The sequence below is a fragment of the Anaerotignum sp. genome, from assembly GCF_051877975.1.
Classification (GTDB): domain Bacteria; phylum Bacillota; class Clostridia; order Lachnospirales; family Anaerotignaceae; genus Anaerotignum_A.
The window spans coordinates 1-16,295 of record NZ_JBJEJK010000027.1 but is presented as its reverse complement, the minus strand read 5'-3'; the positions used below and the strand labels follow the sequence as shown (position 1 = coordinate 16,295).

Sequence of the window (16,295 nt, the reverse complement as noted above, 5' to 3'; positions counted from 1 at the left end):
AATATGCCCTTTTAGGGCTGGTGCAAACCACTAGTTTAACTAGTGGTTTTGATTCCTTGCACATATGCCATGTGCGAATAAAAAGAATTCTTTGGATTCTTTTTATTTTCTGTTCCCTTTACCCCTTCCCTCTTTTATGCTAAAATAATGAAGTTAAAAAGAAACGAAGGAGGATTTTGTATATGAGAGGTCGTTCCTCACAAAATATATGGATATTGGTTCTATTACTGCTGGCGGGGGTTGTATTGGGCGGCTTTATCGCTAATATGCTGGGCGGCATTCCTGCCCTGAGCTGGCTGGCCTATGGCAGCGACTTCGGCCTTTCCTCTCCCCTTGTGCTGGATCTGGGGGTACTGACACTGCAGTTTGGCCTGACCATCCGTTTTACCATTGCAGGCATCATCGGCATCGCCTTGGCATTTTTGATTTACAGAAAATTGTGATTTTTCCAAAAGGGCGTTTCACAGTGCATCCCTAAAAGAAAACAGCAAACAGGATAAATCCTTGCTTCTAAGGATTTATCTTTTTCTTTTCCTATCCGGTTTCTTTTTTAAGAAATCCATCCCCGCAATACCGTTTTCTTAAGCCAAGCCTGTTTTTCGTCCTTTTCTTTTTTTCTGCAGAAATCCACCAATAAAATCCATGCTTTTTTTCTGAAAAATATGATGCTTTTCTTGAAAAGAAAGCAAAAAAGCGGTATGATTAAATGTAAGGCAAAATTCAAAAGAATCAACGGCTGCAGCGGCTTTGCGGCAGCGTTTTCCAATAATGAAAGGGGTAAGAATCAATGTTTGTTTCCAAAGATATGGGTATCGACCTGGGTACTGCCAATACTCTGGTCTATATGAAAGAAAAAGGCATTATCGTAAATGAACCTTCCGTTGTTGCTATCAATACAGATACCAAAGAAGTTCTGGCTGTAGGCAATGAAGCAAAGGACATGATTGGCCGCACACCCGGCAATATCGTTGCCATCCGCCCTATGAAAGACGGTGTAATCGCCGACTTTGATGTGACCCAGGCAATGCTGCGTTATTTCATCAACAAGGCTTATGTCCGCTCCATGTTTGGTCCCAAGCCCCGTATCGTCATCTGTGTGCCTTCCGGCGTAACAGAAGTAGAAAAACGAGCGGTTCTGGAAGCTGCCATCGCAGCAGGCTCCAGAGAAAAAGACACCTACCTGATTGAAGAACCTATGGCGGCTGCCATTGGCGCCGGCCTGCCTGTGGCTGACCCTACCGGCAGCATGGTTGTTGATATCGGCGGCGGCACCAGCGAAGTAGCTATCATTTCCCTGGGCGGCATCGTAACCAGCACCTCTTTGCGGGTAGCTGGGGATGCTCTGGATACCGCAATTGTAAATTATGTGAAAAAAGAATTTGCTCTGGCTATCGGCGATCGTACAGCAGAGGAGATTAAAATTACCATCGGTTCTGCATATCCTCTGGAAAGAGAGGAAAAAATGGAAATTCGCGGACGGGATCTGGTAAGCGGTCTGCCGAAAACCATTGAAGTGAACTCTATCCACGTCAGACAGGCTCTCAGCGAACCTGTAGACTCCATCATCAACAGCATCAAACAGACTCTGGAAGCGACTCCTCCTGAACTGGCGGCTGATATCATGGAATATGGCATCACGCTGACCGGAGGCGGCGCCCATCTGCGGGGGCTGAACCACCTGATCACAGCAGAAACCGGTATGCCCGTAAATATCGCTAACGAACCACTGAATTGTGTCGCATTGGGCACAGGCATGGTTCTGGAGCAGATCGATAAACTGAAATCTGTATTGATCTCTCCCAGAAAAGCACTGTTCTGATGCTGAGTACACCGAAAGGAGCATTTTGTTTTGCAGGAGTTTTTCTTAAAACATAAAAAGCATATTATCAGCGGGGGCATTTTGCTTCTGGTTCTGGTCACAGTCATTGCCAGCGGCAAAAAGCTGAACGCTACTCTGCTGGAAAGCGCCATCGGTGTCGTTGTTACCCCGTTTCAGGATCTGACCACGGGAATCAGCAGCTGGGTAGACGAAACAGTTACATCCGCCCGCAATAAAACAGATTTGAAGGAAGAAAATGAAGAATTAAAGAAACAGATCGCTGAGTTGTCGGAAGAAAACAGACGTCTGGCAATGTATGAGGAAGAAAATGAAAAACTTTCTTCCCTGTTGAAAATTTCCCAGAGATACCCCGACTATGAAAGCGTTGGTGCAAAAATCATCGCAAAGGATCCCGGTGTTTGGTATGATGGCTTCACCATCAATAAAGGCACTTCCAGCAATATCAGTGCAAATATGGTATTGATTGCCCCGGAAGGGCTGGTAGGCAAAGTATTGGAAAGCGGCGCAACCTTCTCCAAGGCGCAGTCCATTTTAGACAGCCGTTCCTCTGTGCCCGCCATGAGCGTGCGTACCGGCGATCTGGGCGTGGTAAAGGGCGATTATACCCTTTCCCATAACGGTCTTTGCAAAATGGAATATATCGATGGGGATGCTGAAATCATGGTAGGCGATGAAATCGTTACCTCCCACCTGTCTGATATTTACCCCGAAGGGCTTTCCATCGGCAAAGTGCTGGAAATCGAAACGGATACCAACGGCCTGACAAAATATGCTGTCATCGAGCCTTATGTGGATTTGAAACATCTGGATACCATTCTTGTCCTCGATAAAAACAGCGCATCTGCTGCAAAAACCACTGCACCTGCCGCCAATACGGCAGACCCTGAAACTGCAGCAGAGGAGCCCGAAGAAAATACCTCTGGCACGGAGGTGGTGGAATGAGAATCATCATTACCGCACTGATCGTGTTTTTCAACTTTATATTGCAATCGACCCTGTTCCCCCATTTTGCCATCCAGGGGATATTTCCCAATACAGCTCTGATCATCGTTACCTCCTATTCCCTGCTGCGGGGCAGCAAGGAGGGCGCACTGGTGGGCATTGGTGCGGGTTTTTTGATGGATGTGTTTTTCAACACATATATTGGCTTTTATACTGCCCTTTATATGGTTTTTGGACTGCTGTTCGGCCGCAGCCAACGCAATTTTTACCGTGAAAATTATATTCTTCCGGTCATTTTTTGCACCATTTCTACCGTTCTGTATCAGGTGATATTATATGTAACAGGATTTGTATTCCGCGGAGAAGGCAATCTCTTTTATTTCCTTTTCCACATCCTGATACCTGAACTGGTCTATGTGGCGATCATCACAGTTCCCCTATACCGTATCTTATTTGGGATCAACGAATGGCTGGAACTGAAAGAAAAATATAAATACAGATTGTTCTAATCTGTTTCCCCATAGGAGGAACCGATGAGACGATATTTCGATCATTTTTTTGAATTATGTAAAAACCGAATATTTGTAATGCTTTGCGGGATCATCGTCCTCTTCGGCATCATTGTGCTCCGTCTGTTTTCTTTGCAGATCATCCACGGGGAGGAATACGAAGCTTCCATCACTGCCAGCGTTTCCAAGGAACTGCCTGTTCCCGCTTCCCGGGGCGGCATTTACGACCGCTATGGCAGACCCCTTGCCATCAATACAGTAGCCTATTCCGTACAGGTGGACGGCAGCGTAACACTAGAACTTTCCGATAATGAAAGACAGAGCCTTTCTGATGCTTTGATGAACTGGCTGCTGGAAAACGGATATCATCAGGTCAATGCCCTGCCCATTACCCTTTCCTCTCCCTATCAATTTACCTATGAAGGCACCGATGAGGAAATCGAAAAACAGGAAAACCGTTGGAAGGCTTCCATTGGTCTGGAGAAAAAACAGTATAAGATGACAGCAGAAGAATGTCTGGCTTATCTGTATGAAAAATACAATGTGCCTGAGGACTACAGCCCACAGCAAAAACGGACCTATCTTTCCCTGGCTATGAGCGATGACCGCAACCTGATGGCGCTGACCCTCGCCCTGAAATTGGATGAATTTGGCGAAACCATTACCGATGAACTGCCCCTAGATACGGAAGCCCCCTATGCTTTCCAATTCAGCGGCAACTCTAACCGGGAAAAAAGCTGGAAAGAAAGCATGCTGATGGAAAAAGAGCAGCTAACATACGATTCTCTGCAGACATTGGATTATCTGCGGGATTTCTTCGGCCTGCCGGAAGGCCTGCCCAATGATTTGGTACGAGACGCTTTGGGCATCCGCTATTCTCTCTACCTGAAACGCTATCAGCAGTTCCAGTCTGTCACCATCGCTACAGATGTCAGCGATAAAACCCTGGCTTATATTGAAGAAAATCAGGATACCTTCCCCAATGTGGTCATCGACACCATTTCCCTGCGGGAATATCCGGAAGGGAAATATTTTGCACATATCATTGGCTACATCCGCCAAATGACGGAAAACGACTATGCCCTGTACAAAGATGACGTGGATGCAGAAGGCAATCCCCTTTACAGCCAGACAGACATCGTTGGGCAGGATGGCATGGAAAAGCTCTATGAAAGAGAATTAAACGGCATTGATGGTAAAATTCAGATTGAAGTTGATAATCAAGGCCGCCGTATGAGCGTCATCGATTCCACAGAACCTGTGGCCGGCAAGGATCTTTTCCTGACCTTGGACAGCGAACTGCAGAAGGTAGCTTATGATACACTGGAAAGCGAACTGCGGAAGGCTGTGCTGAGCAAATTGACCGGCGGCGGGAAAAATTCTGTTTCTACTACAGAATTATTTGTATCCATGATCAATGTAAACCATATTTCCGCCCAGAAAATGCTGCAGGCGGAAGATGGTACCCAAAAAGCCGTATATCAAAAGCTGAAACAGGCAATCCCCACCTTCCGCCCCGATCAGGATGATGCCGTAACCGTGGCGAAGGATTTCCTCATTGATGGATTGGAAAAGGGCACTATCAGCGTAAGAGAACTGACCCTAATGATGATCGAACAAGAGCATCTGCCTGTTTCTGAGGAGGAAAAAGCGGGCATCGAAAGCGGTTCCCTTTCTCCCCTGAGCCTCATCATCAAAAAACTGAGCAATGGCGAAATGTCTCCCGCAGATACGGGTCTTGACCCCTGCACCGGCTCTGTTTTCGTGACCCAGGTAGGCACCGGCGAAGTGCTGGCCAGTGTAAGCTATCCTTCCTATGATAACAATGAACTGGTCAATACCTTTAACAACGCATACTACAATGACCTGCTGCAGGATGGCAACACACCTCTGGTCAACCGCCCCCTGAAGCAGAAAAAAGCCTCCGGCTCTACCTTTAAAATGATTACGGCCCTGGCCGGGCTGGAATCCGGCACCATTACGCCCTCTACCCTGATTACCGACAAAGGGCTTTTCAAGGATGCAGGCGTACCCTATGCCCGCTGCTGGATCTATTCCAACACCGGCGGCACCCATGGCTCTGTCAACGTATCCCATGCGTTGGAAGTATCCTGCAACTACTTCTTCTATGAATTGGCTTACCGCATGGGCAATGTGGACAACGGCAACAGCAATCAGGCCATCACTACCCTGAACGAATACATGGCAGCCTTCGGGCTGAACGACTATACCGGCTTGGAGCTGGATGAATATGGCCCTACCATGGCATCCCCCGCCAATAAGGAAAAGGCGGTTAAAACCTTCAACCCTGATGCCACCACCAGCCAAACCCGCTGGACAGACGGCGATACGATCCGTACTGCTATCGGGCAGTCCATCAACAGCTACACACCGGCACAAATCACAAAATATATCTCCACCCTGGCAAACGGCGGCACGCTGTATAAACTGCACATGGTGGATCATATCCAAAACCCCGATGGCAGTCTCCATTCCGAAGTAGAAGAAGAAATAGAAAATGTCATCACATTGAAAGAAGAAAACCTGCAGGCCGTTTATGAAGGCATGTATCTGGTTACCAACGGCAGCCGCGGCACGCTCCGCACTGCTTTCAATGACCTGCCCGTGAAAGTGGCAGCAAAAACCGGTACCGCCGAAGAAGATAAGAACCGCAGTTCCCATACCTGGTTCGTCTGCTTCGCGCCTTATGATGACCCGCAGATTGCCATCACTGTCATGATCCCCTTTGGCGAAGGCAGCGGCACCCCCGCTCCGGAAGTGGCCAAGGCGATCATCCGGGAATATCTGGGGCTGGATTATACGCCCACAAATACAACCATGCAGACAGTATTGGCAGAATAACCACAGGAGGGGAAAACATGTACAACGAAAACTATGTCATTTTTAAAGGCACCAAGGACGGTGTAACGATTATCTTTGACCCGGAAGTGTCTTTTGATATCCTCTGCAGTCAGCTGGAAAGAAAAATAGAAGAAGCAGGCAGATTTTTTGATAATGTGAAAACATCTCTGGCCTTCAAAGGGCGTGTCTTCACCGAAGAAGAGGAAGAGATCCTGCTGAAGATCATTGCAAAATATACCACCATGGAAATCACCTTTGTAAAAACAGAAAACAATGAATTAAAACGCCTGAGCGATCTGCTGGAAAAGGAAATGTCTCCTTACAACCTGACAAAATTCCACAAAGGTTCCCTCAGAAACGGGCAGAAGATCGAATTTGACGGCAGTGTTGTGGTGGTTGGCGATGTAAACCCCGGTGCAGAAATCAAGGCAGCCGGCAACATCATCGTTTTGGGGCAGCTGAAAGGCATGGCCCACGCAGGCTGCAAGGGCATGACAGATGCCTTCGTGACCGCCATCTATATGGCGCCTGTACAGCTTCGCATCGCTGATATCATTACCCGCTTTCCAGAAGAAAACAAAAGAGGGCCGAAACCCCCTGAATATGCTTTCGTACAAAATGGACAGATTTTTGTGATGGCTCTTTCCTGATATTTTGGGAATAGAGGAAAAATGCTGTCGTATTTTTGGAAAAGTTCTCCTCTTTTGCTAAAAAAAAGGAGTGCAAAACAAGCATATTTTTGTTAATATAGTAATAGATATCAGATATTTTCTCGAAGATAGAAAAACTGTGAAAACACGTAAAATAAACTTCTGAGATTAGGAGGAACATCAATGAGTGAAGTAATCGTAATCACCAGCGGCAAGGGCGGTGTTGGGAAAACCACCACCAGCGCAAACCTTGGCTGTGGTCTTGCAGTATTAGGCAAAAAAGTTGCACTGGTAGACGCAGATATCGGCCTGAGAAATCTGGACGTTGTCATGGGTCTGGAAAACCGCATCGTATATGATCTGGTAGATGTCGTAGAAGGCAACTGCCGCTTGAAACAGGCTCTCATCAAAGACAAACGGTATGATGGTCTGTTCCTGCTGCCCGCTGCCCAGACAAGGGATAAAGATGCTGTTTCCCCCGAACAGATGCAGAAGCTGTGCGACGACCTGAAAGAAGAAGGCTTTGACTACATCATTTTGGACTGCCCTGCCGGCATCGAACAGGGGTTCAAAAATGCCATTGCCGGTGCAGATAAAGCCATTGTGGTCACAACGCCCGAAGTTTCCGCAGTGCGTGATGCAGACCGTATCATTGGCCTGCTGGAAGCCAATGAACTGAGAAACCCCTCTTTGATTCTGAACCGTCTGCGTATTGATTTGGTACAGCGGGGGGAAATGATGAATATTGAAGACGTAGAAGAAATTCTTGCCATCGATATTCTGGGCGTTGTTCCCGATGATGAAAGCATCGTTATCGCCACAAACAAAGGCGAACCTGCTGTAACCAGCCAGGAATCCAAAGCCGGACAAGCTTACAGAAATATTGTTCAGCGTCTGTTGGGAGAAGATGTGCCCCTCATGACATTTGAACAGGAACCTGAAACCTTTATGGACAAGCTGAAAAAACTGTTCCGTAAATGATCCCTGCCCCAGGAAAGGAAGTGTAACGATGGATTTCTTTAGCTTTTTCCGTAAAAAACAGGCACCGCCTTCCGGCAGTGTCGCAAAAGACAGACTGAAACTGGTTCTGGTTCACGACAGAGTAAACTGTTCTTCTCAGGTTCTTGAAATGCTGAAAACAGATATCATCAAAGTCATTTCCAACTACATGGAAATCGACACCGATGAACTGGATATCCAGATCACCCAGACCCAGTCTGAAGACAACAACGGTACTGTTCCCGTACTCTACGCGAACATCCCTATCAAGAGCATGCGTAAGATGAATCACGAAGACTGATTCCTTACTTTTACAAATTACCCATGAAAAAGACCTTCAAAGCCGAAATTAATTCCGAAAATTTGAAGGTCTTTTCGGGCTTCTATCTTCCAACAGACACAGCGACAGAAGAAAACAGCAGCTTTTGCAAATTCCCTTGAAAAAGGCTGTCATTTTATTCTGACAGGGGGCGGAGCCCTATGCTGTAACCTCTTCGAAATTTCTGTATAAGGCTTACTCAGGTAGGCCTCATACAAAAATCTCGAAAAAACACAATTAGGAGTGCTTTTTATGGAAATAAAAAAATACATTCAAAATCTGGACGTTTGGCTGGTGGGGGCGGTCTGCCTGCTGGCGCTTTTCGGACTGATCTGCATCGCCAGTGCGACTCGCATCAACCTGGGGGAAAGCCCTTCCAACGTCATCAAACAGGGAGTTTTCCTGCTGATCGGGATCGGATTGATGATCGTTGCTGCCAACGTGGATTATGAATATTTTTCGCAATTTTATATCCCGATTTATATTTTGAATATCCTTCTGCTTTTGGCTGTATTGCTGATCGGTACAGACAGCAAAGGGGCGACCCGTTGGATCGCCATTGGCCCTCTGACCATCCAGCCTTCAGAATTTGCCAAGGTGATCATGATATTCTGCCTGGCAAAGGTCATCACCATGAAGCAAAAAAGTATAGATGACCTCTCTACCCTGGTTTATCTCTGCGGTTTCACCGCCATCCCTCTGGTGCTGATCCAGAAGCAGCCTGCGCTGTCTGCCAGCTTGGTTTTGGTGGCCATTTTCTGCATCGAGCTGTTCATCGCAGGGCTGGATTGGCGGATTATCCGAAATGTACTGGTGGTCATCGTGCCCATTGTGGCGTTGATTTTATTTGACGTCAGCAGGGAAAATCCTCTTTTTACAGATAAAATATTTGAAACCCATCAGTTCAACCGTATTCTTTCCTTTGTGGACCCCAGCCGGGATGCCAGCTTGTATTACCAGACGGAAAAATCTATTTCCGCCATTGGCTCCGGACAGCTGACGGGGAAAGGATTATTCCACGGCACGCTGAACCAGCTGAGCTATTTGCCGGAACCCCATAACGACTTTATTTTCTCCGTCATTGGGGAGGAATTTGGATTTTTCGGCTGCATATTTGTCCTTGCCGTCTTGCTTTTTATCGTTTTTCGGTGTATATTAATAGCAATATCGGCCAGGGATACCTTTAGCCAATTATTGGCAGCAGGCATCGCCGGCATGTTTGCGTTTCAAACTTTCGTAAACGCAGGCGTAGCCACAGGCATCCTGCCGAATACAGGCATGTCATTACCTTTTGTCAGCTACGGCGGCAGTTCCATGTGGACAAACATGGTTGCCATCGGGCTGATGTTGAACATAAGAAAAAAAGAGACAAAATCACTATTTGAGGGAGGTTTGTTATGAATATCGGTTTGATTGCTCATGATAATAAGAAAAAATTGATGGAAAACCTTTGCATCGCATACAGACACATCTTGTGTAAACATGAACTCTACGCCACAGGCACCACAGGGCGCCTGGTGGAGGAAGCAGCCAATCTGGTGGTACACAAATACCTTTCCGCTCACCTGGGCGGGGAACAGCAGATGGGCGCACAGATCATCAATAACGATATTGATCTGATGATCTTCCTGAGAGATCCTGTCTCCCCTCATACCTATGAATCGGAAGTAAATTCCATCCTGCATCTGTGTGATATGCACAATATCCCCCTGGCAACAAACCTGGCAACGGCCGAAGTGCTGCTGCTGGCGCTGGACAGAGGCGACCTAGACTGGAGAAACGTAATGCGCTAAGAAGAAAGGACGTTAATTTCTATGGAAATGTATTTCAACGGTACCGCATTGGCTGTCATTTTGGGGTATTATCTGCTCATCAATATCATTATGTATGTAACGATGCTCATCGATAAAAAAAGAGCTGTCAAAGACGGTTGGCGTATTCCCGAAAAAAACCTGTATCTTCTGGCGGTTTTGGGCGGCGGCATTGGCGGTTTAATCGCTATGGTATTCAAACGCCATAAAAACAGACATCTGGATTTCATTTTAGTCTATACCATTACTGCGATTCTGCATCTGATCGTTGCTTATCTGCTGATTGGTAAATTTGCTTTTGTTTTGAATTAACGAAAAATCCTCAAACTGAAAAGTTTGAGGATTTTCTTTATTCCTGCCATAATTCCACAATCTTTAATTTCACCTTTGGCGTCAATTCTTCCTGTTCTAAAGCTGAGACAACAAGAAATTCTTCTTCTGTCAAGGTATTTTGCAGGCGGGCATGGCTTTCCTCTGTAGAATAGCCCCATGCGGCATCCACAAAGCACATCTGCGGATAGAGGACACACCACCAATTCTGCCCCTCTGCCGCACCGATTTCGATCCGCAGAGCATCATAAACCCCTGCCGGAAAAATCAAGTCGTCATATTTCTTAAAAGGAAATTCTTCCCGTACCAGCGATACACGGACGGGATAATCATACCCCTGGGCAATTACTTCGGCTTCCGCCGTTTCACAAATCTCCTGTTGGGCATTTTCCAATACCGCCAGTGTCTCTTCTTTGGATTCGCATGCCATCAGCAGCTGACTGTATTCCTGCAGGACCCTATCCCGCACCGCCAGCTTCAAGGCCTGATCCTCTTCCGTATCACTATTGGCCAACACATGGAACCGCACCACCTTGGCGCCAATCCCTTTTTGTATCATATCCGAATAGCCCTTTGTCCAATGGGCAGCAAAAATCAAGCTGAACGCCACCCCAATGGCAACGGCAATACACCAATACCATTTTTCTTTTTTCCAAAGTTCCAGAATCGTCTGTTTCCAATCTTGTTTCATCCTGCTCTCCCCTTTTCTGGTCAGTACCTTTGGCGGACAAAATAACTCTTTGGGAAATCCCTCTTTCTCCTCCAACGGTATAGCTACAGGATATCCACTTTTCTCCCCGTTTAAACATCAGCGTTTTCGCCCCATATCTTTCCATTCCAAATCAGGATAGATTTCAAAAACTACCGCATCCCAAAGAACCTCTCTGCTATATTCTTCCGCCAACTGGGGCATGGCCCGCTGCAGGCGGGGTAGGATACCGAAGAGATCCTCTTCTGCCGCCATGGCTATTTTTAAGGTATGCTCTACCTCTTCTTTTATGATGGCCTCAAAAATTTCTTCCAATTCTTTATCGGATTCATCCAAAAGGAAATTCCCTCTTCCACCCTGCAAAGTGCCTTCCAACGGCAGCGTCACCGTACAGAGGATGGAATCCCCCACAAGGGAAAAATCATAAAATACATGGCTTTTTCCAATCCTCACAGGGATGACTTCCCCTCGATAGCTTCCCTCCAGCAAAGCCCCCTCCGCTTCCCCCAGAAGGAACAGATAGCCCCGCTCCTCGGTATGATCCAAAGGATAGACTTTCGTAGGTGTGACTGCCATACCGCCACCCAATTGCAGCTTGCCATCCTTCGCCGTGATACGGGGAATGACACCACAGCCGCCCTGTTCCTGCCGTTCTGTCAGGAAAGTATCTAAATCCATGCCCTTGGTGACCGCCACCTCACTAGCGGTATTTTTGTAAAAATCCCATAAAAACAGCCCTGTTTTACTATCCTCCGCCATGGCTGCCTCTACACACTCCGCCGCAGAACCATCGGCAGCGAGGAGCATCACTTTTTCAGAAACCGTCTGGCTTCGTTCCAATTCCCGCAGAAGGGCATCCAATTTAGCTCCATCCTCCAGCAATTCTTTTCCCAGAATCACCGTTTTCAGCTGCCCCAAATCCGTCTTACGGGAAGTATGGGTATCCACCTGAGCCACTGCCCCCGCCAGAGTTTCGCTTTCAGCGGCATAGGTTTCCGCTTCCCCCGTTTCGATATTGGCTGGAGCAAAGGTGAAGCTGCAGCCTGCCGCCGTGCTGTCCGCCCCAAGGGTGATGATAAACGCCCGATCTTCCGGGTCTTTTTTATCCCAGCAGCCAGTCAGGAAGAAAGACGGCAGAAGTGCCAACAGAAGCAATTTTTTCTCACACATCAGCCTTTCCTCCCTTCCCCGCCAAAAGCAGCAGTACTAGGGGCAAAATCACCAGATACAGCAGATGGAACCACGGGGCAACTTGCATCCGCAAAGCATACGCCCCAGAAAGATTTCCCGGCAGGAAAGACGCGGCGAACACAGCCGCCAGCCAGACCCAAAGCCACTTTTTCCGTTTGGTTTCCTGCTGACGGCAAAGCTGTACCCCCAGCAAAGAACCAAAAAACACCGTTCCTGAAAGGAAAACCACTGCCGATGCCATCCAAAACCAAAGAAGCAGTACATCCTGCCGGGTCAGAAATACGCCTGTGAAGCTGATCCGTTCCATCATTTGCAGGGAGGGCAGCAGTTTTTCCGAAAGAACCCCCTCCCCATAGACCGCCAAGGAAAGGAACACCATGATAGCCACCACCAACGCCGTCAGGGCACTGCTTTTCAAAACAGCGGAACGAGTGCAGACAGGTTTTTTTAAATCAGGATAAATGAAATACAGAAAGGTCAGACCCTGAAAGACAACACCCATAGCGGCGATCCCGCCCCCGATTTCCGAAACAGAGGGCATTTCCAAGGGGAAAATACGATGATATTTGGAGGAAACTGCTACGGCAATGAGGATGACAGCCAAAGGGACAGCCACCACAAAAAACAAAATCTCTGCCGTTCGTCCGCGGCATTCCGTTCCCTGAGCCGCCAAGGAGCCAGCCACGGCCAAGACCACCAGAGAAATGACGGAAACCGGCGTTGAGGGCAACATGGCGCTGCAAATGATCTCGCTGAAGATACGCAACTCCAGCATCCCATCCAACAGAAGCTTTCCCGCCAAGCCTATGAGAATCAGATTCCCAAAAAAATTCCCAAAACACTGACGGCACCAATCCACTACAGTGCCTTCTGGCATCCTTTCCCCCACCGCTGTCAGAATCAGGGAGAGGAGCACCAACACTCCCCCGCTGACCAAAGCAACCAGCCAGCAAACCCTGCCGCTGCGCTGGGCGAATTCCGCAGGCAAAAAGAGAACTGCCGTACCGAAGCAATCCAGCAGCAGCAATGCCTGCAGCTGTCTGAGAGAGATTTTTCGGTTTTCCGCAAACATCAGGCGTCACCATCCTTTCTTTGCCGTTCAGATGGGCGGGCAAAAATAGGTCTGCGCTTCATTTTAGATAAGGGCAGGCGAAAAATGCTGTCCTCCCAATCCATATCGTCATTGACGGAGGAAGAACAGAAGGGATAGAGATAAGGAATCCCATAAGAAGTGAGGCTGGCAAGATGAGCCAACAGCAGCAGCAGCGCCGCCCAGACTCCAAAAATGCCAAACAGAGAAGCCAAAAGAATCACCAGATATTTACTGATCCGCAAACCGGAAACGATGGAAACATTGGGGATGACAAAGGAACAGATCCCCGTCAGGGCAGAAACGATGACCACTGCAGGGCTTACCAATCCTGCCTCCACCGCGGCAGAGCCAATAATAATGCCCCCGACGATACCAATGGTGGAGCTGACAGGAGACGGCAGGCGAATGCCCGCTTCCCGCAAAAGTTCGAAGGCCAGTTCCATGATGAGGACTTCCCCAATGACAGAAAAGGGGATGGCAGCCCTCGTCGCCGCTACCTTCAACGCCAGAGCCGTAGGCATCAGCTGAGGATGATATACAGAAAAAGCAATATACAACCCCGGCAAAGTCACCGCCAGAAAAGCGGCTCCATAGCGAATCAGCCGGATAAAGCTCATAATTTCCCAACGGTCATAATAATCCTCTGCCGCCTGAAAGAAGGTATTCAAAGTGGCAGGAAGCAGAATGGCATAGGGTGTGTTATCCACCAAAAGCGCCACCCGGCCCTCCAACAGTGAAGCTGCCGTTTTATCCGGGCGTTCTGTCATTTGCAGCTGCGGAAAGGGGGAATACTGCCGCTTTTCCAAAAGCTGCTCCGCATAGCCGCTGTCGGGCAGAGAAGCTACATCCATATGATCCAGCTGCTGTTCTACCTTTTTCAGGGTTTCCGGCCGCACCAGATCCTCCATATAGAGCAAAGCAATATCCGTTTTGCTGCGCTGGCCTACCTTTTTCCGCTTTACTTTCAGCTTCGTATCCCGGATGCGGCGGCGGGTCAGCACCACATTAACAGACATCAATTCTGTAAAGGCATCCTTGGGCCCCTGCACCACCACTTCTGTCTCCGCTTTATTGACGCCCCGGGAGGGAAAACCCTTGGTGGAAGCCTGGAGAGCAAAATCGTTCCCTTCCATCAAAATAGCTGTATCCCCCAAAAGGACGGCATCATATACCTCCTCCAATGTAGTGATCTTTGCCATTTCCCCAATGGCAATGACATCCTCCATTAAGCTTTGCAGCAGTCCCTCTGTCCCCTGCATCTCGCACCGAGCCATAACATTGGTCATGATAAAATCCTGAATCACATCCCCATCCACAATATTATCTGTATAAATCATAAACAGCGTCCCCTCACCGCCGCGGATATGGAATTCCCGCATGATGACATCTCCGCAATCTCGAAAGGCCTCCCGAATGGCCGCTGTATTTTTCATCAAATCCTTACTGATCTGCATGCCTTCACCGCCTGTACGTTTTTCCCTAGTTTGCGGAAAAAAAGGAAAACTATACAAAAAAAGCTCTGAACAAAATGTTCAGAGCTTTTGCGTTTTCACCTTTACTGGCCGCTGGATGTGCTGCTGCCCAGCAGGCTGGTATTTTCAAATGTGTAAACCAGCATATCATAATTATAAATAATTTGATTTATATTGTTCTGTACAGAAATTACACCCAATTCTGCCTGATCTACTACTGTTTTTGTTGTATTGCCTGCCTGCAGATTGATCTGCGCCGCACGGTAATCGGACTGAGCCTTGGACAGATCGGACTGGGCGGAAGCATACTGTGTTTCCAACTGCCGTATCTGCAGATATGTATTGCGGATAGATGTTTCCTTTTCTTCTTTCGCTGTTTTCAGGTTTCTTCTTGCATTATCATAATCCAATTCCTGCTGTTTGGAATTGATGGAAGTATTAGAATACCCTACATAGTTCTTGGAGAACTTCGCAGAATCCACAGCCAATTCCAGCAATTGAATGGTCAAATCATCTTTCAGGGAACTATTGATATACTGATCCAGTGTCTGTGTCATTTCAAATGGTTCGAATGTAACATCATATATATATTCATAGCGTGTTTCAGAATTTTCCCCCATCAGATTATTCAGATTGATATAGATCTGCTCCAGGGAAGCTTCCAACAGGGCAATGTTATCCTTTGCCTGCTGTGCTGCTATCTGCAGCTGATCCAAGTCATATTTGCTCAGCAGACCCAGGCGATATTTGGTACAGCCCTGGTCATATAAACGCTGCTGAATTTCTGCATTTCTCTTCACCAGTTCCAAGCTTTCCTGATTGCTCTTAATAGAGGAGAAATAAGATTTTACTGCTGCTTCCAGAGCCAAATTCTGCAGATCTCGTCCAATTCTTGACTGCTGCTGCCCCATATCCATCTGATAGATGCTGGAAACAACTGTGTGCCAGCTGTCATCTACCCATTTTTTATATTGCAGTGTAGGCATTTTTACATGCCCAACCCTGTTTTCAATATCCTCGATCGCCTCATCCAAATAATCCAAGGTATCTTCAATCTCATTCAGATCCGGGCTGTGCTTTTTCGCCTTATCCAAGGCTTCTTCCATTGTCAGCTGCGGCAAAGCCAATGCTGCCAATTCTTCCTCCGTTAATTCTACCACAGGGGCAGTCTGCACGCCCTGCTGTTCTGCGGAAAGGGCTTCTGCCGCAAAAACCTGCGTACTGCACATACTCATGGCTAAAGCCAAAGCCAGTGCCCCTTTCGCCTTATATAAAACTGCTTTCATATTCCAACCTCCATTTTCGTTTTAAACTAAAACTAATTATACCATATTATTAAAAAAAATCCAGTATATTTATGATTTCTTAATAAAAATTTTCTTTCAATTTTGTGAAATTCTATAGAAATACGAAACAGAGGATCCTTTCCGAAATACCTGTCTATTTGAAATAATCTGCTGCCGGATCCCTTCAGCTTTTTAGGAAGTACGAATAAAAAAATACCACTGTCCAACCCTTTGAGGCAATGTGCTGCAAATCTGCTGTCTTGCAGCGCTACAAAGACAGCT

General features: G+C 47.3%; 17 protein-coding genes. 11 read left to right on the top strand and 6 right to left on the bottom strand.

What is annotated here, in order from left to right:
• The first annotated feature begins 182 nt into the window (after positions 1–182).
• From ACI39P_RS05000 to ACI39P_RS04950, 11 genes are all read left to right on the top strand, one after another.
• A complete protein-coding gene (locus ACI39P_RS05000; RefSeq protein ID WP_439719586.1) occupies positions 183–443 on the top strand; it encodes a DUF4321 domain-containing protein in 261 nt (86 codons plus the stop codon).
• Positions 444–787: 344 nt separating this feature from the next.
• Positions 788–1,819 (top strand): rod shape-determining protein MreB, encoded by a 1,032-nt coding sequence (locus tag ACI39P_RS04995; protein ID WP_439719585.1) that lies wholly within the window; start codon positions 788–790, stop codon positions 1,817–1,819.
• Positions 1,820–1,849: 30 nt separating this feature from the next.
• Positions 1,850–2,782, top strand: a complete 933-nt coding sequence (gene mreC, locus ACI39P_RS04990) for a rod shape-determining protein MreC (RefSeq protein ID WP_439719584.1) — start codon at positions 1,850–1,852, stop codon at positions 2,780–2,782.
• Positions 2,779–3,291 (top strand): rod shape-determining protein MreD, encoded by a 513-nt coding sequence (mreD, locus tag ACI39P_RS04985; RefSeq protein ID WP_439719583.1) that lies wholly within the window; start codon positions 2,779–2,781, stop codon positions 3,289–3,291. The genes mreC and mreD overlap by 4 nt, the downstream gene beginning before the upstream one ends.
• Positions 3,292–3,315: 24 nt before the next feature.
• Positions 3,316–6,153, top strand: coding sequence for a penicillin-binding transpeptidase domain-containing protein (locus ACI39P_RS04980; protein WP_439719582.1), 2,838 nt, complete (start codon positions 3,316–3,318; stop codon positions 6,151–6,153).
• A gap of 17 nt (positions 6,154–6,170) precedes the next feature.
• Entirely contained in the window at positions 6,171–6,803 is a 633-nt protein-coding gene (gene minC, locus ACI39P_RS04975) for a septum site-determining protein MinC (RefSeq protein WP_439719581.1), read from the top strand.
• 183 nt (positions 6,804–6,986) lie between these two features.
• Positions 6,987–7,784 (top strand): septum site-determining protein MinD, encoded by a 798-nt coding sequence (gene minD / locus ACI39P_RS04970; RefSeq protein ID WP_439719580.1) that lies wholly within the window; start codon positions 6,987–6,989, stop codon positions 7,782–7,784.
• Between the two features lie 28 nt (positions 7,785–7,812).
• A complete protein-coding gene (minE, locus tag ACI39P_RS04965; RefSeq protein ID WP_294681123.1) occupies positions 7,813–8,103 on the top strand; it encodes a cell division topological specificity factor MinE in 291 nt (96 codons plus the stop codon).
• Between the two features lie 270 nt (positions 8,104–8,373).
• Positions 8,374–9,522 (top strand): rod shape-determining protein RodA, encoded by a 1,149-nt coding sequence (gene rodA, locus ACI39P_RS04960; protein WP_439719579.1) that lies wholly within the window; start codon positions 8,374–8,376, stop codon positions 9,520–9,522.
• On the top strand, positions 9,519–9,914 hold the full coding sequence (locus ACI39P_RS04955; protein WP_439719578.1) for a methylglyoxal synthase: 396 nt from the start codon (positions 9,519–9,521) through the stop codon (positions 9,912–9,914). The genes rodA and ACI39P_RS04955 overlap by 4 nt, the downstream gene beginning before the upstream one ends.
• 21 nt (positions 9,915–9,935) lie before the next feature.
• Positions 9,936–10,244, top strand: coding sequence for a DUF1294 domain-containing protein (locus ACI39P_RS04950; RefSeq protein ID WP_439719577.1), 309 nt, complete (start codon positions 9,936–9,938; stop codon positions 10,242–10,244).
• Positions 10,245–10,281: 37 nt separating this feature from the next.
• Here the strand turns inward: ACI39P_RS04950 and spoIIR are convergent, their stop codons facing one another.
• The 6 genes from spoIIR to ACI39P_RS04920 form a co-directional block, all read right to left on the bottom strand.
• Complete coding sequence (spoIIR, locus tag ACI39P_RS04945; protein ID WP_439719576.1) at positions 10,282–10,953, bottom strand: stage II sporulation protein R; 672 nt, start codon at positions 10,951–10,953, stop codon at positions 10,282–10,284.
• A gap of 117 nt (positions 10,954–11,070) precedes the next feature.
• Positions 11,071–12,141, bottom strand: a complete 1,071-nt coding sequence (locus ACI39P_RS04940) for a Ger(x)C family spore germination protein (RefSeq protein WP_439719575.1) — start codon at positions 12,139–12,141, stop codon at positions 11,071–11,073.
• A complete protein-coding gene (locus tag ACI39P_RS04935) occupies positions 12,134–13,234 on the bottom strand; it encodes a GerAB/ArcD/ProY family transporter (RefSeq protein ID WP_439719574.1) in 1,101 nt (366 codons plus the stop codon). The genes ACI39P_RS04940 and ACI39P_RS04935 overlap by 8 nt, the downstream gene beginning before the upstream one ends.
• Positions 13,234–14,709 carry a spore germination protein gene (locus tag ACI39P_RS04930; RefSeq protein ID WP_439719573.1) on the bottom strand — a complete coding sequence of 492 codons (1,476 nt, stop codon included), beginning with the start codon at positions 14,707–14,709 and terminating at the stop codon, positions 13,234–13,236. Before ACI39P_RS04930 ends, ACI39P_RS04935 begins: the two co-directional genes overlap by 1 nt.
• A 101-nt stretch (positions 14,710–14,810) precedes the next feature.
• Positions 14,811–16,013, bottom strand: coding sequence for a TolC family protein (locus tag ACI39P_RS04925; RefSeq protein ID WP_439719572.1), 1,203 nt, complete (start codon positions 16,011–16,013; stop codon positions 14,811–14,813).
• Between the two features lie 32 nt (positions 16,014–16,045).
• Positions 16,046–16,295 (bottom strand): hypothetical protein (locus tag ACI39P_RS04920; RefSeq protein WP_439719571.1); only part of this gene is annotated, 250 nt, incomplete at its 5' end.

Bases quoted from the DNA above. Each gene is read 5' to 3' on its own strand.
- ACI39P_RS05000 (WP_439719586.1), top strand. From the start codon at position 183: ATGAGAGGTCGTTCCTCACAAAATATATGGATATTGGTTCTATTACTG.
- ACI39P_RS04995 (WP_439719585.1), top strand. From the start codon at position 788: ATGTTTGTTTCCAAAGATATGGGTATCGACCTGGGTACTGCCAATACT.
- mreD (WP_439719583.1), top strand. From the start codon at position 2,779: ATGAGAATCATCATTACCGCACTGATCGTGTTTTTCAACTTTATATTG.
- ACI39P_RS04980 (WP_439719582.1), top strand. From the start codon at position 3,316: ATGAGACGATATTTCGATCATTTTTTTGAATTATGTAAAAACCGAATA.
- minC (WP_439719581.1), top strand. From the start codon at position 6,171: ATGTACAACGAAAACTATGTCATTTTTAAAGGCACCAAGGACGGTGTA.
- minD (WP_439719580.1), top strand. From the start codon at position 6,987: ATGAGTGAAGTAATCGTAATCACCAGCGGCAAGGGCGGTGTTGGGAAA.
- minE (WP_294681123.1), top strand. From the start codon at position 7,813: ATGGATTTCTTTAGCTTTTTCCGTAAAAAACAGGCACCGCCTTCCGGC.
- rodA (WP_439719579.1), top strand. From the start codon at position 8,374: ATGGAAATAAAAAAATACATTCAAAATCTGGACGTTTGGCTGGTGGGG.
- ACI39P_RS04955 (WP_439719578.1), top strand. From the start codon at position 9,519: ATGAATATCGGTTTGATTGCTCATGATAATAAGAAAAAATTGATGGAA.
- ACI39P_RS04950 (WP_439719577.1), top strand. From the start codon at position 9,936: ATGGAAATGTATTTCAACGGTACCGCATTGGCTGTCATTTTGGGGTAT.
- spoIIR (WP_439719576.1), bottom strand. From the start codon at position 10,953: ATGAAACAAGATTGGAAACAGACGATTCTGGAACTTTGGAAAAAAGAA.
- ACI39P_RS04940 (WP_439719575.1), bottom strand. From the start codon at position 12,141: ATGTGTGAGAAAAAATTGCTTCTGTTGGCACTTCTGCCGTCTTTCTTC.
- ACI39P_RS04935 (WP_439719574.1), bottom strand. From the start codon at position 13,234: ATGTTTGCGGAAAACCGAAAAATCTCTCTCAGACAGCTGCAGGCATTG.
- ACI39P_RS04930 (WP_439719573.1), bottom strand. From the start codon at position 14,709: ATGCAGATCAGTAAGGATTTGATGAAAAATACAGCGGCCATTCGGGAG.
- ACI39P_RS04925 (WP_439719572.1), bottom strand. From the start codon at position 16,013: ATGAAAGCAGTTTTATATAAGGCGAAAGGGGCACTGGCTTTGGCTTTA.